Below are 23,084 nucleotides of genomic sequence, written 5' to 3' on the forward strand. Positions count from 1 at the left end.
CATACGCCAGCCAAGGGGGGATGACGCCGTGGAAGAGTGCGAATGCGACGAGCAGGAATGTCCACCAGCCGGTGCGCCCGAATGGATGGCCACCTTCGCCGACCTCATGTCTCTGATGATGTGCTTCTTCGTGCTGCTGCTGTCGTTCTCGGAGATGGACGTCATCAAGTACAAGCAGGTCGCCGGTTCGATGAAGGCGGCCTTTGGCGTGCAGCGCGACATCCCGGCCACGGAAGACCCCATGGGTACCAGCATCATCATGCAGGAGTTCTCGCCGGCCCAGCCGCAGCCGACCGTGATCAACGAGGTCCGGCAGCAGACCACCGATGAGATGAAGCGTATCCTGGAGATCCTCGACCCGGCCGTCGAGGACGCCCAGGACAAGGCCGAGGATCTCAAGCAGGAACTCAAGACCGAGATCGAAGCCGGTCTGATCGAGATCAATACCATCGATGATCAGGTCATCATCCGGATCCGCGAAAAGGGCTCCTTCCCCTCGGCCTCGGCGCGGATCGATGCGCCCTTCAAGGCGGTGCTGATGAAGATTGCCGATGCGCTCAATCAGGTCGAGGGTCGCATCCTGATCGCCGGACACACCGACGATGTTCCGATCGAGACGCTCGAATTCCCCTCGAACTGGGTGCTATCGGCGGCGCGCGCGGCCTCCGTGGCCCATACCATGACCCAGGTGGGCGGCATTGCACCGGAGCGCGTCGAGATCCGTGCCTATGGCGATAACCGCCCACTGGAGTCCAATGAGACTCCCGAGGGTCGGGCCGACAACAGGCGAGTGGAGATCATCGTACTCGGTGAGCGCAGCGCCAAGACCCTGCTCGAGAATATCGACGACACCGGCGACGGTGAACGTCCCTAGGTGGAGAGAGCGATGACGAAAGATCAACCCATCCAGCCGAGCACGCTGGACGAACAGAATGAGCGTGATCGTCGGCGCTATTTTCGCATTGAGGATCGCGTAGGGCTGCTGATCGTTCAGCTCGACGCAGCGGCGGAGGCGCGTTTGGTCGAGAGTCTGGAGACCCCGAGTTCGCGCGAGGGTCTGCTGAACGATCTGCACGCCATCCGTGAACTCCATTTACCCGAGCGGCGCGCACTGGAATACAAGTTCCCGACCGTCGCCACCTATATCAAGGTGATCGAGAGTCAGATCGAGGCGCTGGCCCAGGCGATCGGTGATGGCGAGAACTTTCCGAACTCGGCCGACACCTCAGCCTGCCTCAGCGCCCAGGGACTGGCGCTGGATTGGCCGGAGGCCCTGGCCCTCGATAGCCGGGTCGAGCTACGTCTGACGCTCTTTCCTGATCGAGTGCATATCCGTTCGCTGGCACGGGTGGTGCGGTGCGACAAAGCCGATGACCAGCCGGGCTATCGGATCGCGGTCGACTTCGTGCATCTGCGTGAGGCCGACCGCGAGGCCGTCATCCGGCATGTCTACCGCTTGCAGCGTCTCCAGCTCCAGGCGCATGCCGAGGAAGCGTTCGAAGCGAGATACGCCGCGAAGACCCTCCCTGACAAGCCCAAGCCTAAGGCATGAGACGCTGCGGCGCCGTTAACCAACCTTGTCGGCCCTGAGTTCAGACTCGGCCCGACGCATCCGCCCACGGATCAGCACGAAAAACAGCGGTACGAACAACACCCCGATCAGGGTGGCGGCGACCACGCCACCGAGCACCCCGGTGCCGATGGCGTTCTGTCCACCGGAACCGGCGCCCGTGCCGAGCGCCAGCGGCAGCACACCGAAGCCGAAGGCCAGCGAGGTCATAACGATCGGCCGGATACGCATCCGCGCCGCCTCCAGCGCCGCGCTCATGGCATCGCGCCCTTCTTCCTGGAGCGTCTTGGCGAACTCGACGATGAGGATGGCGTTTTTGGCCGAAAGTCCGATCGTCGCCAGCAAGCCGACCTGGAAATAGATGTCGCTCGGCAGTCCGCGTCCGAGTGCAGCGACCACCGCGCCGAGCACGCCGATCGGCACCACCAGCATGACCGCGAAGGGCACCGACCAGCTCTCGTAGAGCGCGGCCAGCGCCAGGAAGACCACCAGCGCCGAGAGTGCATAGAGCGCCGGGGCCTGAGCGCCGGCGGCGCGTTCCTCGTAGGAGAGACCGGTCCATTCCAGACCGATACCGGGCGGCAGTGTTCGGGCCAGCTCCTCGACGGCGAGCATGGCCTCGCCGGTGCTCAGACCGGGCGCAGCCTGCCCCAGGATCTCAGCGGAGGGAAGACCGTTGTAGCGCTCCAGACGCGGTGAACCATAGGTCCATTCACCTGTGGCGAAGGCCGAAAAGGGCACCATGTCGCCACCGGCGTTGCGCACATACCAGGCATCCAGATCCTCCGGGAGCATTCGATAGGGCGCGTCGGCCTGGACATAGACCTTCTTCACCCGCCCTTCATGGACGAAGTCGTCGATATAGGCGCTGCCCCAGGCCATCGAGAGCGTGCGGTTGATGTCGGCCAGCGACAGCCCGAGCGCGCCGGCCTTGGTGCGATCGACCTCGACCTGATACTGCGCCTCGTCCTCGCGTCCATTGGGACGCACAGCGATGAAGCGTGGATCCTGCATCGCCATACCGAGGAACTGACCGCGCGCAGCGGCCAGTGCCTCGCGTCCGACGCCAGCCTTGTCCTGCAACTGCACGTCCCAGCCCGAGGCCGTGCCCAGCTCGATGACCGCCGGCGGCGGAAAGGCGAACACGCGCGCGTCGCGGATGCGTGAAAAGGCCATCATGGCGCGCCCGGCCACTGCCTTTACATGCAGATCGGGCCGCTGACGCTCGGACCAGTCACGCAGCTTGACGAAGCCGAGCGCCATGTTCTGGCCCTGACCGGCAAAGCTGAAGCCTGAAACTGTGATGAGCTCCTTGACCGCCTCCTTCTCGTTTTCAAGAAAATGTGTCTCGATCTGCTTGAGTACCTCGCGCGTGCGTTCGAGCGTGGCGCCGGAGGGCAGCGTGGCCTGCATGATGAGGATGCCCTGGTCTTCGTCGGGCAGAAAAGCCGTCGTCATGCGTTCGTGCAGCACGACCAGCGCACCGACCAGTCCCAGATAGACCGCCAGAAAGAGCCAGCGCCGGCGGGTGATCGCCGAGACGCTGTTGCCGTAGAGATCGACACTGCGCTCGAAGGTGCGGTTGAACCAGCCGAAGAAGCCGCGTCGCGGTCCGTGCGGCATCGGCTTGAGCAGCGAAGCGGCCAGGGCCGGACTCAGCGTGAGCGCCACCACCACCGACAGCAGCATGGCCGAGACGATCGTGATCGAGAACTGACGATAGATGACCCCGGTCGAGCCGCCGAAAAAGGCCATGGGTACGAACACGGCCGAGAGCACCAGGGCGATGCCGACGAGCGCGCTGGTGATCTGATCCATGGACTTGCGTGTCGCCTCCTTGGGCGGCAGGCCGTCCTCGTGCATCACGCGCTCGACGTTCTCGACCACCACGATGGCGTCGTCGACCAGCAAGCCGATTGCCAGCACCATGGCGAACAGCGTCAAGGTATTGATGGTGAAACCGAAGGCCGCGAGGATCCCGAAGGTGCCGAGCAGCACCACGGGCACGGCAATGGTCGGGATGAGCGTGGCGCGGAAGTTCTGCAAAAACAGATACATGACCACGAACACCAGGATCACGGCCTCGAAGATGGTCTTGACCACCTCGCCGATGGAGATGCGCACGAAGGGCGTGGTGTCATAGGGGTAGACCGCTTCCATCCCCGGCGGGAAGAAGGCCGAGAGTTCGGTGATCTTGGCCTTGACCGCATCGGAGGTTTCCAGCGCATTGGCCCCTGTGGCCAGCCGGATCGCCATGCCAGCGGCGGGACTGCCGTTGTGACGCGCCATCTTGCCGTAGCTCTCGCTGCCCAACTCGATGCGGGCCACATCGCGCAGATGCACGGTCGAGCCGTCGGCCTGGGTGCGCAACCGGATGGCCCCGAACTCGTCCGGGGTGTTGAGCCGGCTCTGGACATTAACGGTGACGTTGAGTTGCTGACCGGCAGGCGACGGGATGGCGCCCAACTGACCGGCTGAGACCTGAGCGTTCTCAGCCTCGATCGCCGCGACCACATCGGCCGGACTCAGGCTGTATTGGTTGAGCCGGTTGGGATCGAGCCAGATACGCATCGCGTACTGGGACTCGAACAGCGTGATTTCGCCGACGCCCGCGACACGGCTGATCGGATCCTTGACCAGACTGGCGGCATAGTCGCCCAGATCGGCATTGTTCAGACGCCCGTCGCGCGAGACGAAGGCCACCACCAGCAAAAAGTTACGCACCGACTTGGCGACCTGGATGCCCTGACGAACCACCGCCTCGGGCAGGAGCGCGTTGGCCAGTTGCAGCTTGTTCTGCACCTGCATCTGAGCCACGTCGGGATCGACGCCGTTCTCGAAGGTCAGGGTGAGGGTCGAGAGTCCGTTCGACTCGCTGGTCGAGGACATGTACCGCAGACCATCGAGACCGTTCATCTGCTGCTCGATGACCTGGGTCACCGAGTCCTCGACCGTCTTGGCCGAGGCACCCGGATAGCTGGCGCTGATGGCAATTGCCGGCGGGGCGATGCCCGGATACTGCGAGACCGGCAGGAGGCGGATCGACAGCACCCCGGCCAGCATGATGACGATGGCGATGACCCAGGCGAAGACGGGTCGGTCGATGAAGAAACGGGCCATGGTTGGGTGCTCGGAGTGATCGGTTAATGAGTCGTGCCGGAACCGGACGCGGCCTCGGGCGGCTGATCATCGAGCACCACGGGCTGGGCCTTGTCGCCCGGACGGACCTTCTGCAGACCGTCGATGATGAGCCGGTCGCCGGGCGCCAGTCCGTCATCGATCAGCCAGTCGCTGCCCAGCGTGCGGTCGGTCTTGAGCATCCGCTGCTCGACCACGCCCTCGGCATTCAGCACCAGGGCATAGGGCTGACCACGCCGGTCGCGCTGCACGCCGCGCTGGGGCGCGAGGACCGCTTCGGGGCGCGTGCCCTCCTCCACCCGGGCGCGCACGAACATACCAGGCAGCAGGACGTGATCGGGATTGGGGAAGGTCGCGCGCAGCGTGACCGCGCCGGTCCCCGGATCGACGCTGACTTCTGAGAACTCCAGCCGTCCGGCGAGCGGATAGTCACTGCCATCTTCCAGCACCAGGGTCACGCGCGGCTGATCGCCGTCCGGACGCTGGAGACGTCCATCCTCCAGCGCACGGCGCAGACCCAGCATCTGGGCACTCGACTGGGTGAGATCGACATAGATGGGATCGAGCTGCTGGAGGGTGGCCAGGGCCAGTTCCTGATTGGCCGTGACCAGCGCGCCCTGGGTCACGACCGAGCGGCCGATGCGCCCGCCGATCGGCGCCGTCACCCGTGTGTATTCCAGATCGATGCGCGCGCGCGCCAGCTCGGCCTCATCGACCGCGACGCTGGCGGCGGCTTCCTTGAGCGCGGCCTCGGCGTCGTCGAAGTCCTCCTGACTGACCGCCTTGGCCTTGACCAGATTGGCATAGCGCTCGGCCTTGAGCCGGGCGCGCTCGAAGGTCGCGCGCGAGCGATTGAGCGCCGCCTGAGCACTGTCATAGGTCGACTGATAGACCGCCGGATCGATCTGATAGAGCACCTGACCGGAGCGGATCAGCGCGCCTTCCTTGAACAGCCGCTCCTTGATGAGGCCGCCGACCTGGGGCCGCACCTCGGCGACCCGGTAGGAGGTCGTGCGCCCCGGAAGCTCGGTGGTCAGGGCCGCTTCGCGTGTCTGGAGCGTGATCACCCCGACCTCAGGCGGCGGTCCACCATGACCACCAGGTCCGCCCGCTCCGCCACCCGGCGGAGTCGAGCGCTCACAGCCGACGACAGCGAATGCCGCCATGAGCACACCTAGCCAGGCACCGGCCCACGGCCAACGGATCAGGGGGTTCATGTGTACCTCAGAGAAAAACTAGGATATATAGAACGTTCGTTCTAGAATGAGCGTTCAATCTAGGCATTCGGGGCAGCTTCGTCAAGTACGAATGCACCACTCCACTTCAGAACAACGAGGAGCGACCACCCCATGGCCCTGTCGACCCGACCCGAACGAGAACAGCCACGCGGCCAGGCACGCCGGTGCCAGATCCTGGACGCCGCCGCCATCTGTTTCGCACGCGAGGGCTTTCACGGCACCAGCATCGCCGCCCTTTCCAAGGCGGCCGGGATGAGTCCGGGGCACATCTATCACTTCTTCGAGAACAAGGAGGCCATCATCGCGGCCTTGGTCGAGCGCAAGCTGGAGCAGTCACTGGAAATGGTGCGGCAGTTCGAAAACGCCGAGGACGTCTTCCAGGCGCTGATCGACCGTGTCGACCTTGGCCTGAACGAGAAGACGGATCTGGACAACGCCGCCCTGGAGCTGGAGATCCTGGCCGAAGCGGCGCGCAATCCCAGGGTCGCGGCCAGCGTGCGCGAAGCCGATCGCATCAAGCGTGAGCGCTTGATGGGTGTGCTACGAAGCGCACGGCGCGCACGCGGGCTGACACACGACAGCGATGGCGCCGCCGTGACCGAGATTCTGATGGCGCTGTTCGATGGACTCGCAGCCCGGGTCATCAATCATCCAGACCTGGACCGGGCAGCCCTGGTGCCCCTGCTCCGCACCGCACTGCGAACTTTCATCGAGGGTGATTAGACCACCGGCCGGCCGGACTCAGTCGTTCCAATAGAAGGATTGCTCGATGGCGCCCGTAGCCGGCACCGTGATCTCGCGCGTCTGGACCTGACCGGCATTATCGACGTGCAGGATATAGCGCCCCGGAACCAGACTGGCATAAAACCACGGGCCTTGCGAGACGGCTTCGAGCAACGTCGGGCCGACGGCATCGTCGATACGCACCCGAACATCGGCCAGATAGGAACCAGAGCCGGCGACAGCAAAGAGCAGACGCAGATTGAATTTGGATTTGACTTCGAGCATCTCCTCGCGACCCGAGACGCCGATACCGCCGCTGAGATAGGGCACGCCGCTGACGACATCGGCGCGCGGTGCCGGGGTTGGTGCTGGCGTCGGGATCTGAGCCGGAGCCGGTGGCGCCTGAACCTGAGCCGCCGGCTCAGCGGGCAGAATAGCTCCGCCCGGCAGCACGGTTCCGGGCGGCAGCAACATCCCCTCCTGGAGCACCGTTCCCTCTGGAAGCTGGACCGCCGCGGGTGGTTGCCCGCCCTCGGGCGCGATGACCCATTCGGTTCTCAGTTCCTGCTCGATGGGCGCGGGCGGTGCCGGCTCGTCCTGAGCCAGGACAATGCCAGTCGCTAGTGTCAAAGCCAGCAACAGCCCAACCCCAGAGATCGTATCGATTCGTGTCATAAAGCACCTCAGATTCAACGCCGATGATTTGCAACCGTGCATCAGGGATCCGGTCTTTGTCTTCACTCGACCCCCAAGGTCCGACCACTCCAGCGGCTCGGGAACTGGCTCTCGATGACGCCCGAGCGGTGCAGGATGGCGATGCCGAGCACATGGCCCTGATAGCTCACGATGACCTGCCCCGGCGGATTGGCCGCCAGTTGCTCGGGCGTGGGTGCAAAGATCTCGCGACGCAGATAGGCATCACGCTGCTCGCGGCTGAGTTCGAGCCGGAAGCGCGTCACGTCCGGCCCGATGAGCAGCGCCCCGCTGGTCGTCGGCTTGGGCGGGCGGACGTTGGTGCGATGAAAAAAGATCCCGCGCCCTTCAGCCGGCGGCACGGCCGGCGGTGCGTGATCGGCGGCCAGCAGATGCAGACCGCGCTTGGTCTGACGGTTGATGCGGTAGCGACTCCAGTAGTCCGCAGGCAGGCCGTATTTGGACAGCAGACCGTCGAGCCATTCGTCGTGCTCGCTTTCGACCAGAATCGCGCGTTCGGGTTCCGGCTCAGCGGGCAGACTCGCCTCATTCTCGATCAGCGCCATAAAGAAGCCGCCCGTATCGTTGCGATGGGGCCAGAAACGACGGCACCGCGCCAGCTCGGACGGCAGCGTGCGGCCCTCCCACTCGGTCACGCCGGGCGCAGTATTGAAGCCCGGGATGTCGATGGTCCGCAGCCGGATTCGGCCCTCGCATTCGGCCAGGATGTCGGCCACTACCAGCTCGTTTTCCTCGGGCGCGAAGGTGCAGGTCGAATAGAGGATCAGACCGCCCGGACGGCAGCGCTGCACGGCCTTGCGCAACAGGGCGCGCTGGCGCGGCCCGAGCCGCTCGGCGCTGACCGGATCATGCCGCTGCAACAGCGACGGATTGCGCCGGATCGTGCCCTCGCTCGAACAGGGCGCGTCGAGCAGGATGCGGTCGAACTGACCGCCGGCGGTCGGCCAGTTGCTGGCGTCGCTCTGGGTGGTGGTCACATTGAGCACGCCGAGCCGGTCCAGGTTGCCCTGGAGCGCCTTGATGCGACCATAGGAAATGTCGTTGGCGATGACCGTGCCCCGGTTGTCGAGCGCAAAGGCGATCTGGGCGGTCTTGCCACCGGGCGCGGCGCACATGTCGAGCACGCGCTGACCGGGCTTGAGATCCATAAGCGTCACCGGCACTTGCGAGACGACCTCCTGCGCATGGGCCAGCCCCACGCAGTACCACCATTGCTGACCGGCCCGGAACTCGGGCGGCAGGCTCAGAGCATTGGGCAGCCCCTGAATCGGCTGCGGCGACAGTCCCTGCTCGACGAGCAGCTCGGCCAACGCGGCGACCGAAAGCCGTGCCGGATTGGCCCAGAGCGCGACCGGCAGCGGTCGACCCAGCGCGGCCGCGAAGGACTCCCAGTCGTCGACTAGATCACGATAGCGTGCGAGCCAGGAGTCGGCGATCTGGTCCGGCGTGGGGAGCGAGGCCGCACGGGTGCGGGCGGTGCGTTGGTTCATCTGAAGCGTTCCTGAAACATCGAGCCTGTCTATTTGTCCGCTTTGGCCGTGCGCCGCCGGTCGAGCCGCTGGACGAATTCAGCAATCACCCGTGCATAGAGTGCATCACCGAGCACCTGATCCTCGACTCCGGCATCCAGACTGGGATTGTCATTGACCTCGATGACCACCGGACCTGCGGGCGTCTCTTTGAGATCGACGCCATACAGCCCATCGCCGATCAAATCAGCCGCCTTGAGCGCGATGCGGATGACGGCGGGCGGAACGTCGGCAACGGCAAAGGTCTCATAGCCGCCCTCGACGTGACGCCCGTCGCTCTCGTGCTTGACGATCTGCCAGTGATCGCGGCTCATCAGATACTTGCAGGCATAGAAGGGCTGGCGCCCGAGAATGCCGATGCGCCAATCGAAGGGGGTATAGAGAAATTCCTGGGCCAGGATCAGATCGGACTCCTTGAACAGTCGAGCGGCGATGCGGGTCAGACTCGCTCGGTCCTCGGCCTTGTGGACACCGCGCGAGAAGGAACCCTCGGGGATCTTGAGGACCACCGGATAGCCGATCCGCTCCTCGGCCTCCAACAGATTCTCTTTGCGTAGCACCAGGGTCTTGGGTCGCGGGATGCGATGCGCGGCCAGGAGTTCGGCCAGATAGACCTTGTTGGTGCAGCGCAGGATGGAATCCGGGTCATCGATCACCACCATGCCCTCGCTATCGGCCTTCTTGGCGAAGCGGAAGGTGTGGTGCCCGATACGGGTGGTCTCGCGGATGAAGAGGGCGTCGTATTCGGCCAGGCGGCTGTAATCCTTGCGCTGGATCAGCTCGACATTCACGCCCTGGCTCTTGCCGGCCTTGACGAAGCGGGTGAGTGCCTTGGCGTCCGAGGGCGGCAGCTCCTCAGCCGGATCGTGCAGGATCGCCAGATCATAGCGATAGGACAGCCGCGCGCGCGGCTGACGCCAGCGCTTGGAGAGATAGCCTTCGAGTGCCGTGAACAGCGGACTCTCGGTGTCGCCTGCGATGGCCGTGATCGGCAACGCCTTGATCGCGCCGATGCGCCAGGTGCCGTGTAACCGTAACTCGACCTTGAGAATGGGACAGCGGAAGGTCTCGAAAATGAGACGCGCGAGCGGCTGCAACTCTTTCACGTCGCACTGACCGAAGCAGATGGTCAGCTCATAGGCGGTCGGGATGAGCGCGCTGGTCTTGCGTCGCCCGAGCAGACGCTGCGCCAGAATGTTGAGTTCCTCGGTCGCCAGATCGTAGATCTCGCGGCTGGACAGCTCCTGGATGGTGCGCACCGTCGGGATGACCTTATGACCACGCGCCTCGGCCAGCAGCGAGCAGTAATAGCCGAGCGAGAGATAGCGATAACTGCGACAGAGATTGATGACGCGCAGATCGCGTTTGGCCGCCAGCTCGCCGCCGGCCAGATAGTCGCGCGCCGTAACCACCGGCAGACGCGGGAAACCGGGCTTCCAGTCGCCCGGCTGCTCCACCAACAGGAGATGTTCAGCCATATGGATCGCGTTCGTTCAGGGGCTGGAGACGAGCACGACGGCTTGCAGCCCGACGCGGCCATAGCGGGCCATGCGGGTGAATTCATCGCGCTGGATGGGCATGTCGATGGAATCGAGCGTGCTTTCGCCGTTGGCGTAGTCGACATAGGGGTCGTGGACATAGACGAAGTGCTCGTCGAAGCCGGTGATCACGACCCAGTGCGGAAACTTCTCGCCATAGATCCGGTAGGAGCTGATGAGCACCAGAGGCACGGCACCCGCGTCCCAGCGCAGCTGGATGTCCTGGATGCCGAGCGTCTGGTAGTGGATCGGGATGCCACGCTGTTCGGCCTCGGCGAGCATGTCCTCCTGGACCAGACGCATGACCTCTTTCTTCTCGGGACTGCGCACCGAATCGACCAGCAGCACGCCGGTGTCGTTGACATGGACCTCGACGACGAAGCCACGCGCATGGGCGGCGAGCGCCAGACCAAGCGGGCCACAGCCGCCGTGTCCTGAGGTCATGAAGATGGTGGTCGACTCGCGCCAGATGCGCAGTTCCAGGGTGCGGTTCAGCTCCAGACTCGGACGCAGCGCCTGCATGGCCATCATCAGCGACGAGGGGCCGCAGGTGAAGTCCAGTGTCTGTTCGTAGAAGGGCACGCGCTTGAGTTCGGGCTTGAGACCGGGCGCCATCGCTTTTTCGTAGCGCAGCGCCTCCATGTGGTCTTCATAATAGTCGGAGAGTATGCCGAAACGCCGGTAGCCGGCACGCTCGAAGAGCTGTTGCGAGGCCAGGTTGTCGCGCCGGATCTCCAGACGCATATAGGCGCGATCCTGCGCCCAGGCGGCCTGCTCGGCGGCCGCTACCAGCGCGCGCCCGATCCCGCGTCCGCGCGCCCGTGCATCGATGGCGATGGAATAGAGCCGGGCGACCGAGGTGGCGCGACTGAAGAGCACCAGCACATAGCCCAGTAAGTCGCCGCCGTCTTCCGCCACCAGGGTACTGGCGCGACCGCGCGTGAGCAGATAGCGGAACTGGCGCCGGCTGATGCGGTCGCTCTCGAAACAGGCGTTCTCCAGACGCAGCAGGGCGCTCAGATCGCTGAGGACAGCGGGGCGGATGGCGAAGGACTGGGTGTCGGAGGACGTTGACACGAGAGATGCGCTTGGGCGATTTCCGTGAAGCTGGGCAGGGACGACAATCTACAGTGCCGTCCGGAAAACGCAAGATCGTTCGCTATTGCAGTCGGGCTTAACCTTGGGGCGCGAGCGGCTTGCCATGCTACCGCCGGTTGTTGAGAGGACTCGAATTTCAATCATCCTTCAGGTTCGAAGAAAGCTCGGCCTCGAGATCCTCGATACTCGGCAAGCTACTCGCCAATGTCGCCGGCAGCGCCCGAGTCAGCTCATAGTCCGCCACACCGATCGGCTTGTTGATGTCGCGCAAGGCATATTCGGCGAGGATGCGATCCTTCGTCTGGCACAGGATGAGGCCGATGGTCGGCGCATCCTGCGGATGGCGGAGCTGGTCGTCGACGACCGAGCAGTAGAAATTCATCTTGCCGGCATATTCGGGCTTGAAGTCGCCGATCTTGAGATCGACCACGACGAAACAGCGCAGATGGAGATGGTAGAACAACAGGTCGAGGTAGAAATCGCGGTCGCTGACCGCCAGCCGATACTGGCGCCCGACGAAGGCGAAGCCGCGCCCCAGCTCGATCAGAAACCGCTGGAGGTGCTCAAGCAGTCCGGTTTCGAGTTCGCGCTCGCGGAAGGGCTCGTCCAGCGTCAGGAAGTCGAAGACATAGGGATCTTTCAGCAGTCCCTGAGCCAACGCGGCGTGGGCCTCCGGCAGTGTGGTCGAGAAATTCGTGACGGCGCTGCCCTGACGTTCATGAACGCGGTTCTTGATTTGCACCGCAAGCGTGTCCCGGCTCCAGCCCTGTTCGAGCACCTGCTGTGCATACCAAAGGCGGGTTGGCAGATCCTTGATTTTTTCAATCAGTATGATGTGATGAAACCAGGGGATGCCAAAGGCGAGTGCGGCAGACATGGTGCCAGCGTCCCCGGATGCCAATTGTGCCGCCGGCTGCGGCACAATTACGGGTGCTTGCTGTTCGAGCGTCTGCGAAAGCTCCACAGGCGGCATCGGCTCGGCAGCAGGAGGCTGCAATCTGGGGTACTCGCGAAAAAATCGCAGCATCCGCTTGATGTTGCGTTCGGAGAATCCCTTCTGTTCAGGCAGTTCATTCCTCAGATCCAGCGCCAGTCGTGGAATGACGCCCGCGCCCCAACCTTCCCGCTCCTGCCGCGCCGCGATCAGACGACCGATGTCCCAGTAGAGACGGATCAGCTCAGCGTTGGCGGACAACGCCGCACGGTGCTGGGCCTGGCGGACACGAGTCTTGATGTCGCCGAGTAGGTCGCGATAGGCGATGAGTTCCGCTGTCTTCATCCGTCGTCCAAAGCTCCGCTTCGTTGAGGGATGGTCCATTAGAATGGATACAATCGCGTTGGGGCAAGGTTCGGTCGCGATGAAACCAGCGTAACCCGTTTGCCTGGACCGACGATCCGGTTATCCAAGCACCATCGTCCCCATATTCACTGCCGCCAACCACCGCAGAGAGCTTCCAAACCATGACCATCCAGGCCCCACCGCTCAAAACCATGCTCGAAGGGTTGATCGGCACGCTCTCGGTGAGCAGCGTCACGCCCGCTTTCGATCACAGCAACGAACCTCTGGTCATGCTGCTGGCCGGCTGGCTGGAGAGCGCCGGATTTCGCGCCGAGATCCTCCCGATCCCCGGACATCCGGGCAAGTTCAACCTGCTCGGCACGCTCGGTTCCGGCCCCGGCGGTCTGGTGCTGTCGGGCCATACGGATACCGTCCCCTTCGACGCCCCACTCTGGACCCATGACCCGCTCAAGCTGACCGAGGTCGATGGGCGTTATTACGGGCTGGGCACATCGGACATGAAGTCCTTCTTCGCGCTGGCACTGGAGGCGGCGCGCTCATTCCGCGCATCGGATCTCAAGTGCCCGCTGATGATCCTGGCCACCGCTGACGAGGAATCGGCCATGCACGGTGCGCGCGCCCTGGTCGAGGCCGGACGACCACTCGGACGTCACGCCGTCATCGGCGAACCGACCAATCTGCGGCCGGTGCGTCTGCACAAGGGGGTGATGGGCGAAGCGGTGCGGCTGATCGGGCGCAGCGGCCATGCCAGTGATCCGAGCCTGGGCAACAATGCGCTCGATGGGATGCACGAGGTCATGTCGGTCATCCTCGACTGGCGCGCCGAGTTACAGCTCGCGCATCGGCATCCGGCCTTCCCGGTGCCCTACCCCACCGTCAACCTGGGCCATATCCACGGCGGCGACAATCCCAACCGCATCTGCGGCGAGTGCGAGCTGCATCTGGATCTGCGCGTCCTGCCCGGCATGGATCCGGCGGATCTGCGCGCCGCGCTGGCGGAGCGCGTCGCCGGGGTTGGGCAGCGACGCGGACTTCAGTGGTCGGTTGAACCGCTGTTTGCGCCGATTCCGCCCGCCGAGACGCCGGCGACCGCCGCCATCGTGCGAGCCTGCGAATCACTCACCGGACACGCCGCCGAGGCGGTCAGCTTCGGCACCGAGATGCCGTTCTTGAACCAGCTCGGGATGGAGACGCTGATTCTTGGACCGGGCGATATCGCCCAGGCCCATCAGCCCGATGAGTTCTTAGCCCTCGATCGCATCCCGCCGACGCTGGAGCTACTGCGCGCCCTCATTCAGCGTTTCTGCGTTGAGGGCCAGGACGCGGCGAGCTGAATCGCGCCTCAAGCACGCTCACGACGCTGCCAGCAACGACTCCAGAGCCGTCACCAGGACGGCGTTCTCTTCAGGCGCACCAACGGTCAGGCGCAGACAGTCCTTAAGCAGCGAATGCGCGCCATCGAGATTCTTGATCAGGATGCCCGCCTGCCTGAGTCCATCGAAGAGCGCCCCGGCACGCCCCTCGGGGACGCGCGTGAGGATGAAGTTGGCCTCGCTCGGATAGGGATGCAGACCCGAAATCCGGCTCAGCGCCTCCTGGAGCCGGGCGCGTTCAGCGCGGATAGTCCGCGTCTGTGCATCGAACACCGCTTTGTGCTTGAGCGCGAAAGCGGCCGAAACCTGGGTCAGTACATTGACGTTGTAGGGCAACCGGACCTTGTCGATCTCAGCGAGCCAGTCGGGCGGTCCGACCAGATACCCGAGCCGCAGCCCAGCCAATCCCATCTTGGAGACGGTGCGCATCACCAGCAGATTGTCCCAGTCGCCGACCAATCCCATGAAGCTCGAATCGGTGAAGGGCGCATAGGCCTCGTCGACGATGACCAGACCGGGCACGGCTTCGATGAGGCGCACCATGTCGTCGGCGTCAAAGCGGTTGCCAGTCGGATTGTTGGGATAGGCCAGATAGACCAGCGCCGGCTGCTCGCGTTCAATGGCCTCCAGCACCGCCGGCAGATCAATCGAGAAGTCTTCGGCCTGGAGCGGCACCCCGACATACTCCATGCCGGCGAACAGTCCGATCAGGCGGTACATGACGAACCCAGGCTCGATCGAAAGGATCTTGCGTCCAGGCGCGGCGACCGTGAGCGCCAGCATCTGGATCAGCTCATCGGAGCCATTGCCGAGCAGCAACCCCATGTCCTCGGGGATCTCCATCGCCTCGCGCAAGGCGGCCTGGAGCGCAAGTCCCTGTGGATCGGGATAGCGGTTGAGTTCCAGACCGCGCAGTGTCTCCAGCCATTCGGCCTGGAGCGATTCCGGCCAGGTGTAGGGATTCTCCATGGCATCCAGCTTGATCAGTCCACTCGACTCAGGGACATGATACGCCTTGAGTGCGCGGATCTCGGGGCGCACCAGAGTCTCGATACGCGCACTCATGCCTCGAAATCTCCGCGATACTCCGCCGAACGGGCATGAGCGGTCAGTCCCTCGCCACGCGCCAGCACCGAGGCGGTGCGGGCCAACTGGGCTGAGCCTTCCGCCGAGGCCATGATCAGACTGGAGCGTTTCTGGAAGTCATAGACCCCGAGCGGCGAGGAAAAACGCGCCGTGCGCGAGGTCGGCAGGACGTGATTGGGTCCGGCGCAGTAGTCGCCGAGCGCTTCGGCGGTATAGCGGCCCATGAAGATGGCGCCAGCGTGCCGGATGCGCCCGACGATCGACTCGGGATCGGCGACCGAGAGTTCCAGATGCTCGGGCGCAATGTGGTTGGCGACCGCAATGGCGTCGTCCAGATCGCGTACCAGGATCAGTGCTCCACGCGCCCGGAGCGCGGACTCGATGATCGGCGCGCGCTCCATGGTCGGCAGCAGCCGATCAATGCTCGCGGCGACACGATCGAGGAATTCCGCATCCCAGCTCACCAGGATCGATTGCGCATCCTCGTCGTGCTCGGCCTGCGAGAACAGGTCCATGGCGATCCAGTCCGGATCCGTGCCGCCATCGCAGATGACCAGAATCTCGGATGGACCCGCGACCATGTCGATACCGACCTGACCAAAGACGGCGCGCTTGGCGGTGGCGACATAGATGTTGCCCGGACCGACGATCTTGTCGACGCCGGGGATGGTCTCGGTACCATAAGCGAGCGCGGCCACCGCCTGTGCTCCGCCAACGGCAAAGGCGCGGTCGACGCCGGCGACATGGGCGGCGGCCAGCACCAGCTCGTTCAATTCACCGTCCGGCGTCGGTACCACCATGATGAGTTCGGAGACGCCCGCGACCTTGGCCGGGATGGCGTTCATCAGCACTGAGGACGGATAGGCCGCTTTGCCGCCGGGGACATAGAGCCCGGCGCGATCGAGCGGCGTGACCTGCTGACCGAGCAAAGTGCCGTCCGGATCGCGATAGCGAAAGCCGCTGAGCTTCTGATGCTCGGCATAGGCGCGGATACGCTCGGCTGAGACTTCGAGTGCCTGACGCTGCTCGGCGGGGATGCTGTTCCAGGCCTGTTCCAGACGCGCGCGCGGCAGTTCCAGGTCAGCGGGCTGAGCCGGCGTCCAGCGGTCGAAGCGGGTGGTGTATTCGAGCAGGGCCGCATCGCCCCGCGCCCGGATCTCGCGGAGGATCTCGGCGACGATCTGCTGGACTCGATCATCGGAGACCGACTCCCAGGCCAGCAGCCCATCGAGACGGGTGTCGAAATCGGGGTCCAAGGTGGAAAGACGTTGGATGTCGGTCACGGCGGTATGATCCTAACTCTAGTAAAAAGCGCTTGGAGCCAGCGCGAACAGACCTGGCTGATAGGCATCGCGGGCGAGCGCGCTCAGCGGCTGGTTACGGCCTCACGCAGCAACGCCAGCAACGCCGTCACGGCCTCGTGCTTCATCTTCCAGGCGGCCTTGTTGACCACCAGGCGCGAGCTGATGTCGGCGATATGTTCCAGCGGCACCAGACCATTGGCCTTGAGCGTGTTGCCGCTTTCGACCAGGTCGACGATGAGATCGGCTAGCCCGACCAGCGGCGCCAGTTCCATCGAGCCATAGAGCTTGATGATCTCGACCTGCTGGCCCTTGGCGGCGAAATAGCGCTCGGCTGAGTGGACGTACTTGGTGGCGATGCGCAGTCGGCGCGTGCCGGGTTCCGGGGTCGCGGGCCGGCCGGCGACCATCAGACGACAGCGGGCGATCCCCAGATCCAGCGGCTCATAGAGTCCCTCTCCGCCATGCTCCAGGAGCACATCCTTGCCCGCTACGCCCAGATCCGCCGCGCCGTACTGGACATAGGTGGGGACGTCGCTGGCGCGGATGATGACGAATTTCACCAGCGGGTTGGAGGTCTCCAGAATCAGCTTGCGGCTGGTCTCCGGATCGTCGAGCGGTTCGATGCCGGCATGGGCCAGCAGCGGCAGGGTTTGATCGAAGATGCGGCCCTTGGAGAGCGCGATGGTCAGGGGAGCAGTGAGATTCATAGCGATGGTGTAATCCTGTCAGCCCCGGCGATGCGCTGGATGTTGGCGCCCAGGGTCGAGAGTTTGGTTTCCATGGTCTCATAGCCGCGATCCAGGTGATAGATGCGGTCGACCAGAGTCTCGCCGCGCGCGACCAGTCCGGCCAGCACCAGTCCGGCCGAGGCACGCAGGTCTGTGGCCATCACCGGCGCGGCCGTCAGACACTCAACACCGTGACAGACGGCGACATGACCGTCGATGCGGATGTCGGCGCCCATGCGCTGGAGTTCCGGCACATGCATGAAACGGTTCTCGAAGATGGTCTCGGCCACCGTGCCCACGCCCTCGGCGATGGCGTTGAGCGCGCAGAACTGAGCCTGCATGTCGGTCGGAAAGGCCGGGTGCGGCGCGGTGTGGATGTCGACTGACTGCGGACGCCGTCCGCCCATGTCAACGTCGATCCAGTCCAGCCCGGTGCTGACCTCGGCACCGGCCTCGCGCAGCTTCTGAATCACGGCGTCGAGACAGTCGGGCCGGGTGTCCGTGACCCGCACCCGACCGCCGGTCATGGCCGCGCCGACCAGGAAGGTGCCGGTCTCGATGCGGTCGGGCATAACGCGGTAGTCACCACCGCCGAGTCGCTCGACGCCCTGGACGCGGATCAGATCCGTACCTGCGCCCTCGATGCGCGCACCGAGCGCGTTGAGGAACTCGGCCAGATCGACGACTTCCGGCTCGCGCGCCGCATTCTCGATCAGGGTTTCGCCGGAGGCTAAGGCGGCGGCCATCATCAGGTTCTCGGTGCCCGTGACCGAGACCAGTTCCATGACGATGCGTGCCCCGCGCAGGCGCTGGGCGCGGGCGCGGATATAGCCGCCCTCGACCGTGACCTCGGCACCCATGGCACGCAGTCCGTCGATGTGCAGATTGACCGGTCGCGCGCCGATGGCGCAGCCGCCGGGGAGCGAGACATCGGCCTGGCCATAGCGCGCGACCAGTGGCCCGAGCACCAGGATCGAGGCGCGCATGGTCTTCACCAGTTCATAGGGCGCGACGCAGCTGGTCAGCTCGGCAGGCTCGACGCGAATGCCGTCGGCGGCGTCCTGGGTCAGACGCGCGCCCATCCGCCCCAGCAGATCGAGCGTGGTGCGGATATCGCGCAGACGCGGCACATTGGTCAGATGTACCGGACCCTCGGCGAGCAGGGTCGCCGCCAGGATCGGGAGCGCCGCGTTCTTGGCGCCGGAAGCACGCACCTCGCCATGCAAGGGAGTTCCGCCGGTGATGAGGAGTTTGTCCATGGGAAAAATCGAGTTCGAAGGCTTAACAGCACGGAGGCGCGCAAGACCGGGGGATACAGGAATCCTGGAGACGTTCGACCGGGCTGAATGCCGATCGACGGATCATCTCGCGCGCACCGCGTGCCTGACGGTTGGGATTGTTCAGGTTCGTGGTTCGGGCGACGTCAGCAGATCACCCAGGTTCGAGACCGCCGCGAGCCGGGTGAGCGATTCAGGCAGGCCGGCATAGCTCAGGTGCAATCCACGCGCACGCGCCATCTCCAGCCATTCCAGCAGCAACGCCAGCCCGGCGCTGTTGGCCCGCTCGACCGCGCTGAGATCGAGCATCAGCCGCTCCTGGCCGCGCGCGGCCGCGGCACGCAGCAGCACATCGCCCTCGACGGCAAGCCGACCGACGGTGTCGAAGTCGAGCACGCCGGCGAGGAGCAGACGCTCCGGGTCCGGGGCGGTCAGACGGGCGGGCGGGTTCACTCCTGGCCCTTGGTATTCATATCGCCGAGCCGGGCGATGAGTCCATCGATGCCGCTCTGACGGATCTCGGTGGCGAAGCTGCTGCGATAGTTGCCGACCAGGCTGGCGTTGTTGATGACCACGTCATAGACCTTCCAGCCGGCGCCGGCATTATGCATCCGATACTCGACCGGAATGGGGGTCGATCCAGACTCACGGACTTCGGTCGAGACTGTCACCATCGTCGGACGGTTGCCCGGCTTGAGCGGCAGATAGCGGATATCCTGTCCCGAATAACTCAGGAGCGAGCGCGCATAGGTGCGGATGAGCACCTGCTTGAAACCATCGATCAGTTGACGCTGCTGGGCCGGTGTCGCCTGACGCCAGTACTGACCGACCGCGCCCTGAGTGATGCGCACGAAGTCGAAGTGCGGCAGGACGGTCGACTCGACCAGGGCATAGATCATGGCCGGATTGCGCTCGATCTCGGCACGGCGCGCTTCGAGCGTGTTGAGCATGCGCTCGGTCGTGCGCTTGACCAGCGCGGTTGCCTCGTCCTGGGCGGCCAGCAGCGAACCGCTCCACACCAGCGATACCAGCACCAGGAGTCGAAGTAGAAAATGACGTCGTTGAAGCATTAGCCGCTCTCACCTGCTTTCTGGAAAAGAAACTGTCCGATCATCTGTTCGAGTACCAGCGCCGATTGCGTATGGACGATCTCGTCGCCATCGCGCAGCATCTCGGTGCTGCCGCCGGGTTCCAGACCGATGTACTGCTCGCCGAGCAGACCGGACGTGAAGATGTTGGCGAAGGTATCGTCCGGGATCGAATCGATCGTCGCGTCGATCCGTAGCGAGACCACCGCCTCGTAGGTGTCCTTGTCGAACCGTACCGAGTCGACGCGCCCGATGCGCACCCCGGCCATGGTCACGGGCGCGCGCACCTTGAGACTACCGACATTGGCAAAGCGCGCCTGAAGCAGATAGCCTTCACCAGACGTGTTCAGGCTGAGATTGCTCACATGCATGGCCAGAAAAAAAAGCGCGACCAAGCCCAGCGCCACGAAGGTGCCGACCATCAGTTCGAGGTTACGTCGTTTAGCCATCCTTTAATCTCCGAACATCAGCGCCGTCAAGACGAAATCCAGCCCCAGCACCACCAGTGCCGCCTGCACCACCGAGCGCGTGGTCGAGCGGCTCACGCCCTCGGAGGTCGGCACCGTATCATAGCCCTGGAAGAGCGCGATCCAGGTCACGACCACACCGAAAGCCAGGCTCTTGAGCATGCCGTTGACCAGATCCTCGTCGAAATCGATCTTGGCCTGCATCTGGCTCCAGTACGCGCCTTCGTCGACGCCGAGCAGGCCCACGCCGACAAAATAGCCGCCCAGCACGCCGACGGCGCTGAAGATGGCCGCCAGCAGGGGCATGGACAGCACCCCGCCGAGAAAACGCGGCACCAGGATACGTCGCACCGGATCGACCGCCATCATCTCCAGCCCCGAGAGCTGTTCTGTGGCCTTCATGAGTCCGATCTCAGCGGTGAGCGCCGAACCGGCACGTCCGGCCACCAGCAGCGCCGTGACCACGGGTCCAAGTTCGCGCACCAGCGAGGCGGTGACCATGACCCCCAGACTCTCGGCAGCGCCGAACTGCGACAGCACATAATAGCCCTGAAGTGCCAGTACCATGCCGACGAACAGACCTGAGACGCCGACGATCAGCAGCGAGAGCACGCCGATATTGAACATCTGCTCCCAGAGCAGACGCGGACGACGCAGCACCTCGCCCAGACCGAGCAGGATCGCCAGCAGCAGCAGATGCCCGCGCCCGAGACGCTCCAGGGCTTCGAGCACACGGCGACCGAGCCGCGCCAGAGGGTCCAGCATCAGCGCGCCCTCCGTGTCAGCAGATCCTCGGCCAGAGCAGGCGCCGGATAGTGAAAATGTACAGGTCCGTCCGGCAGACCGTCCATGAACTGACGCACCCACGCGGACTGATCGGCGGCCAGTGCGTCCGGCGTACCCCGGGCCACCACGCGGCCTTCGAAGATCACATAGAGATAATCGGCGATGCTCGCTGTTTCGCGCACATCGTGCGAGACCAGGATACTGGTCAGACCCGAGGCGTCGTTGAGCTGGCGGATGAGCGCCATCAGCATCCCCATCGAGATCGGATCCTGGCCGGTGAAGGGTTCATCATAGAGGATCATCATGGGATCGAGCGCGATCGCCCGCGCCAGGGCCACCCGGCGCGCCATGCCACCGGATAGCTCAGCCGGCATCAGATCGCGCGCTCCGCGCAGACCGACGGCTTCGAGCTTGAGCAGCACCAGCTTGCGCACCATCGACGCACTGAGATTGGTGTGCTCACGCAGTGGATAAGCGACATTGTCGAAGACGCTCAGATCGGTCAGGAGCGCGCCCGACTGAAAGAGCATCCCCATGCGCTGGCGCAGCCGGAAGAGTGCGGCCGTGTTGAGCCGCGTTACTTCCTGACCCGCGACGCGGATGGTTCCGGCGTCCGGGTGCAACTGCCCGGTGATGAGCTTGAGCAGGGTCGTCTTGCCGGTCCCGCTCGGCCCCATCACCGCCGTCACTGTGCCACGCCGGATGTCGAGATCGAGATCCTCGAAGATGACGCGCTCGCCACGGCGAAAACACAGACCACGGATCTCGACGAGCACCTCCGGGCGTGCGTCGACGGCATCGCTCGACACCGGCCGGCGCTCCAAGACGCGATCTGACTCAAGTCCTTGTCCGGCCATGGTCTCCAGCGTTTTGATTTAAAAAATCAATTTTCATCTCCTAAGGAGGCAGGCGTCAAGAAATGTCGACGAGATCCGCCGCCATCAAATGAGAGCGGCGGCCTTCAGATTTGCCCGATGTCCTCGGCAATCCTGTTAATCTTGACGCCTCCTGTCGATGCGTGCGGCGTCTTGAAACTGCGCAATCGGCGCTCGCCCGTTAGACACCAAGTCACACTGAACCCAGCTGGATACCGCTCCGCATGACTGAACGACGACAACTCGGCACGTCTCCGCCCGCGCTCACACCCGAGCAGGCCGCTCAGATCAAGCAACTCGGGCGTGCTGTGATCGAGACCGAGGCGAACGCGGTCGCGGCACTCGCGGCGCGGATGGATGAGACCTTCGTGGCCGCCTGTCGCTACATGCTCGCCTGCGACGGGCGCATCGTGGTGCTCGGCATGGGCAAGTCCGGTCATATCGGCGGCAAGATCGCCGCCACCCTGGCCAGCACCGGCAGCCCGGCGTTCTTCGTCCATCCGGGCGAGGCCAGCCACGGTGATCTGGGCATGATCACCCCGCGCGACGTGGTGCTGGCCATTTCGAACTCGGGCGAGACCGATGAGCTGCTGACCATCCTGCCGCTCATCAAGCGCCTCGGCGTGCCCCTGATCGCCATGACCGGCCGGCGCGGTTCCACATTGGCGCGCGAGGCCGATGTCGATCTCGACATCAGCGTCGCCATGGAAGCCTGTCCACTGGGTCTGGCACCGACCTCCAGCACCACGGCGGCGCTGGCCATGGGCGATGCGCTGGCCATCGCGCTGCTCGAAAGTCGCGGCTTCACTGCCGAGGACTTCGCCCGCTCCCATCCGGCCGGCAGTCTCGGACGGCGTCTGTTGCTGCATGTCGACGACGTGATGCACCAGGGTGTCCGCCTGCCCTGGGTCGCGCTCGGCACCTCGCTGCTCGATACGCTGGAGGAGATCTCGCGCAAGGGGCTGGGCATGAGTGCCGTGGTAAACCCGGATGGCACCCTGGCCGGGGTCTTCACCGATGGCGATCTGCGCCGCACCCTCGATCGCGGCATCGATGTCCACCAGACCCTGGTCGACACGGTCATGACGCGCCAGTGCGCGACCATCGAATCAGGCGCTCTGGCTGTCGAGGCGGTGCGGCTCATGGAGTCGCGCGCCATCAATGGACTGCTGGTGGTCGATGCCAAGAGGCGTCTGATCGGGGCGCTCAACATGCACGACCTGCTGCGCGCCGGGGTCGTCTGAGACCGTGC

General features: G+C 64.5%; 21 protein-coding genes. 5 read left to right on the plus strand and 16 right to left on the minus strand.

Annotation, left to right across the window (positions count from 1 at the left end):
* Nucleotides 1-28: 28 nt before the first annotated feature.
* Together tssL and GJ668_RS03780 are read left to right on the plus strand one after the other, a co-directional pair.
* A complete protein-coding gene (gene tssL / locus GJ668_RS03775) occupies nucleotides 29-874 on the plus strand; it encodes a type VI secretion system protein TssL, long form (protein ID WP_343032171.1) in 846 nt (281 codons plus the stop codon).
* Between the two features lie 12 nt (nucleotides 875-886).
* Nucleotides 887-1,552, plus strand: a complete 666-nt coding sequence (locus GJ668_RS03780) for a PilZ domain-containing protein (RefSeq protein ID WP_155448791.1) — start codon at nucleotides 887-889, stop codon at nucleotides 1,550-1,552.
* Nucleotides 1,553-1,567: 15 nt separating this feature from the next.
* Here the strand turns inward: GJ668_RS03780 and GJ668_RS03785 are convergent, their stop codons facing one another.
* Together GJ668_RS03785 and GJ668_RS03790 are read right to left on the minus strand one after the other, a co-directional pair.
* Nucleotides 1,568-4,690 carry an efflux RND transporter permease subunit gene (locus tag GJ668_RS03785; protein WP_155448792.1) on the minus strand — a complete coding sequence of 1,041 codons (3,123 nt, stop codon included), beginning with the start codon at nucleotides 4,688-4,690 and terminating at the stop codon, nucleotides 1,568-1,570.
* Between the two features lie 23 nt (nucleotides 4,691-4,713).
* Entirely contained in the window at nucleotides 4,714-5,925 is a 1,212-nt protein-coding gene (locus GJ668_RS03790; RefSeq protein WP_155448793.1) for an efflux RND transporter periplasmic adaptor subunit, read from the minus strand.
* Nucleotides 5,926-6,057: 132 nt separating this feature from the next.
* Between GJ668_RS03790 and GJ668_RS03795 the strand changes: the two genes are divergently transcribed.
* Entirely contained in the window at nucleotides 6,058-6,669 is a 612-nt protein-coding gene (locus GJ668_RS03795) for a TetR/AcrR family transcriptional regulator (protein WP_155448794.1), read from the plus strand.
* Nucleotides 6,670-6,687: 18 nt separating this feature from the next.
* On the opposite strand, the gene GJ668_RS03800 is transcribed toward GJ668_RS03795, so the two are convergent.
* From GJ668_RS03800 to GJ668_RS03820, 5 genes are all read right to left on the minus strand, one after another.
* On the minus strand, nucleotides 6,688-7,344 hold the full coding sequence (locus tag GJ668_RS03800) for a carboxypeptidase regulatory-like domain-containing protein (RefSeq protein ID WP_155448795.1): 657 nt from the start codon (nucleotides 7,342-7,344) through the stop codon (nucleotides 6,688-6,690).
* Nucleotides 7,345-7,406: 62 nt separating this feature from the next.
* Nucleotides 7,407-8,873, minus strand: a complete 1,467-nt coding sequence (locus tag GJ668_RS03805) for an RsmB/NOP family class I SAM-dependent RNA methyltransferase (protein ID WP_155448796.1) — start codon at nucleotides 8,871-8,873, stop codon at nucleotides 7,407-7,409.
* Between the two features lie 29 nt (nucleotides 8,874-8,902).
* Nucleotides 8,903-10,390: a RimK family protein gene (locus GJ668_RS03810; protein ID WP_155448797.1), complete on the minus strand. Its 1,488-nt coding sequence runs from the start codon at nucleotides 10,388-10,390 to the stop codon at nucleotides 8,903-8,905.
* A 15-nt stretch (nucleotides 10,391-10,405) separates the two neighbouring features.
* The gene (locus tag GJ668_RS03815) at nucleotides 10,406-11,527 is read right to left on the minus strand and encodes a peptidase C39 family protein (RefSeq protein WP_343032172.1); all 1,122 of its coding nucleotides are present in this window, start codon (nucleotides 11,525-11,527) and stop codon (nucleotides 10,406-10,408) included.
* Nucleotides 11,528-11,684: 157 nt separating this feature from the next.
* Nucleotides 11,685-12,827 carry a PDDEXK nuclease domain-containing protein gene (locus tag GJ668_RS03820; protein WP_155448798.1) on the minus strand — a complete coding sequence of 381 codons (1,143 nt, stop codon included), beginning with the start codon at nucleotides 12,825-12,827 and terminating at the stop codon, nucleotides 11,685-11,687.
* A gap of 182 nt (nucleotides 12,828-13,009) precedes the next feature.
* Between GJ668_RS03820 and argE the strand changes: the two genes are divergently transcribed.
* Nucleotides 13,010-14,182, plus strand: coding sequence for an acetylornithine deacetylase (argE, locus tag GJ668_RS03825; protein ID WP_155448799.1), 1,173 nt, complete (start codon nucleotides 13,010-13,012; stop codon nucleotides 14,180-14,182).
* 18 nt (nucleotides 14,183-14,200) lie between these two features.
* On the opposite strand, the gene hisC is transcribed toward argE, so the two are convergent.
* The 9 genes from hisC to GJ668_RS03870 form a co-directional block, all read right to left on the minus strand.
* Nucleotides 14,201-15,286: a histidinol-phosphate transaminase gene (gene hisC, locus GJ668_RS03830; protein WP_155448800.1), complete on the minus strand. Its 1,086-nt coding sequence runs from the start codon at nucleotides 15,284-15,286 to the stop codon at nucleotides 14,201-14,203.
* Entirely contained in the window at nucleotides 15,283-16,590 is a 1,308-nt protein-coding gene (hisD, locus tag GJ668_RS03835) for a histidinol dehydrogenase (RefSeq protein WP_186342868.1), read from the minus strand. Before hisD ends, hisC begins: the two co-directional genes overlap by 4 nt.
* Before the next feature lie 83 nt (nucleotides 16,591-16,673).
* Complete coding sequence (hisG, locus tag GJ668_RS03840) at nucleotides 16,674-17,318, minus strand: ATP phosphoribosyltransferase (protein WP_155448801.1); 645 nt, start codon at nucleotides 17,316-17,318, stop codon at nucleotides 16,674-16,676.
* Nucleotides 17,315-18,598 (minus strand): UDP-N-acetylglucosamine 1-carboxyvinyltransferase, encoded by a 1,284-nt coding sequence (gene murA, locus GJ668_RS03845; RefSeq protein ID WP_155448802.1) that lies wholly within the window; start codon nucleotides 18,596-18,598, stop codon nucleotides 17,315-17,317. Before murA ends, hisG begins: the two co-directional genes overlap by 4 nt.
* A 141-nt stretch (nucleotides 18,599-18,739) precedes the next feature.
* Nucleotides 18,740-19,069: an STAS domain-containing protein gene (locus GJ668_RS03850; protein ID WP_186342869.1), complete on the minus strand. Its 330-nt coding sequence runs from the start codon at nucleotides 19,067-19,069 to the stop codon at nucleotides 18,740-18,742.
* Nucleotides 19,066-19,686: an MlaC/ttg2D family ABC transporter substrate-binding protein gene (locus GJ668_RS03855; protein WP_155448803.1), complete on the minus strand. Its 621-nt coding sequence runs from the start codon at nucleotides 19,684-19,686 to the stop codon at nucleotides 19,066-19,068. Before GJ668_RS03855 ends, GJ668_RS03850 begins: the two co-directional genes overlap by 4 nt.
* Nucleotides 19,686-20,153, minus strand: a complete 468-nt coding sequence (gene mlaD / locus GJ668_RS03860; RefSeq protein ID WP_155448804.1) for an outer membrane lipid asymmetry maintenance protein MlaD — start codon at nucleotides 20,151-20,153, stop codon at nucleotides 19,686-19,688. The genes GJ668_RS03855 and mlaD overlap by 1 nt, the downstream gene beginning before the upstream one ends.
* A 3-nt stretch (nucleotides 20,154-20,156) precedes the next feature.
* Nucleotides 20,157-20,936: a lipid asymmetry maintenance ABC transporter permease subunit MlaE gene (gene mlaE / locus GJ668_RS03865; protein WP_186342870.1), complete on the minus strand. Its 780-nt coding sequence runs from the start codon at nucleotides 20,934-20,936 to the stop codon at nucleotides 20,157-20,159.
* A complete protein-coding gene (locus GJ668_RS03870; protein WP_155448805.1) occupies nucleotides 20,936-21,814 on the minus strand; it encodes an ABC transporter ATP-binding protein in 879 nt (292 codons plus the stop codon). Before GJ668_RS03870 ends, mlaE begins: the two co-directional genes overlap by 1 nt.
* 242 nt (nucleotides 21,815-22,056) lie before the next feature.
* Between GJ668_RS03870 and GJ668_RS03875 the strand changes: the two genes are divergently transcribed.
* Complete coding sequence (locus GJ668_RS03875) at nucleotides 22,057-23,076, plus strand: KpsF/GutQ family sugar-phosphate isomerase (protein ID WP_155448806.1); 1,020 nt, start codon at nucleotides 22,057-22,059, stop codon at nucleotides 23,074-23,076.
* Nucleotides 23,077-23,084: the final 8 nt, after the last annotated feature.

The sequence above is a fragment of the Allochromatium palmeri genome (assembly GCF_009720725.1).
GTDB classification, from domain to species: Bacteria; Pseudomonadota; Gammaproteobacteria; order Chromatiales; family Chromatiaceae; genus Thermochromatium; species Thermochromatium palmeri.

Bases quoted from the DNA above. Each gene is read 5' to 3' on its own strand.
- argE (WP_155448799.1), top strand. From the start codon at position 13,010: ATGACCATCCAGGCCCCACCGCTCAAAACCATGCTCGAAGGGTTGATC.
- GJ668_RS03790 (WP_155448793.1), bottom strand. From the start codon at position 5,925: ATGAACCCCCTGATCCGTTGGCCGTGGGCCGGTGCCTGGCTAGGTGTG.
- GJ668_RS03870 (WP_155448805.1), bottom strand. From the start codon at position 21,814: ATGGCCGGACAAGGACTTGAGTCAGATCGCGTCTTGGAGCGCCGGCCG.
- GJ668_RS03780 (WP_155448791.1), top strand. From the start codon at position 887: ATGACGAAAGATCAACCCATCCAGCCGAGCACGCTGGACGAACAGAAT.
- hisG (WP_155448801.1), bottom strand. From the start codon at position 17,318: ATGAATCTCACTGCTCCCCTGACCATCGCGCTCTCCAAGGGCCGCATC.
- mlaE (WP_186342870.1), bottom strand. From the start codon at position 20,936: ATGCTGGACCCTCTGGCGCGGCTCGGTCGCCGTGTGCTCGAAGCCCTG.
- GJ668_RS03800 (WP_155448795.1), bottom strand. From the start codon at position 7,344: ATGACACGAATCGATACGATCTCTGGGGTTGGGCTGTTGCTGGCTTTG.
- GJ668_RS03875 (WP_155448806.1), top strand. From the start codon at position 22,057: ATGACTGAACGACGACAACTCGGCACGTCTCCGCCCGCGCTCACACCC.
- GJ668_RS03810 (WP_155448797.1), bottom strand. From the start codon at position 10,390: ATGGCTGAACATCTCCTGTTGGTGGAGCAGCCGGGCGACTGGAAGCCC.
- GJ668_RS03855 (WP_155448803.1), bottom strand. From the start codon at position 19,686: ATGCTTCAACGACGTCATTTTCTACTTCGACTCCTGGTGCTGGTATCG.
- mlaD (WP_155448804.1), bottom strand. From the start codon at position 20,153: ATGGCTAAACGACGTAACCTCGAACTGATGGTCGGCACCTTCGTGGCG.
- murA (WP_155448802.1), bottom strand. From the start codon at position 18,598: ATGGACAAACTCCTCATCACCGGCGGAACTCCCTTGCATGGCGAGGTG.
- hisC (WP_155448800.1), bottom strand. From the start codon at position 15,286: ATGAGTGCGCGTATCGAGACTCTGGTGCGCCCCGAGATCCGCGCACTC.
- GJ668_RS03805 (WP_155448796.1), bottom strand. From the start codon at position 8,873: ATGAACCAACGCACCGCCCGCACCCGTGCGGCCTCGCTCCCCACGCCG.
- GJ668_RS03795 (WP_155448794.1), top strand. From the start codon at position 6,058: ATGGCCCTGTCGACCCGACCCGAACGAGAACAGCCACGCGGCCAGGCA.
- GJ668_RS03820 (WP_155448798.1), bottom strand. From the start codon at position 12,827: ATGAAGACAGCGGAACTCATCGCCTATCGCGACCTACTCGGCGACATC.
- GJ668_RS03785 (WP_155448792.1), bottom strand. From the start codon at position 4,690: ATGGCCCGTTTCTTCATCGACCGACCCGTCTTCGCCTGGGTCATCGCC.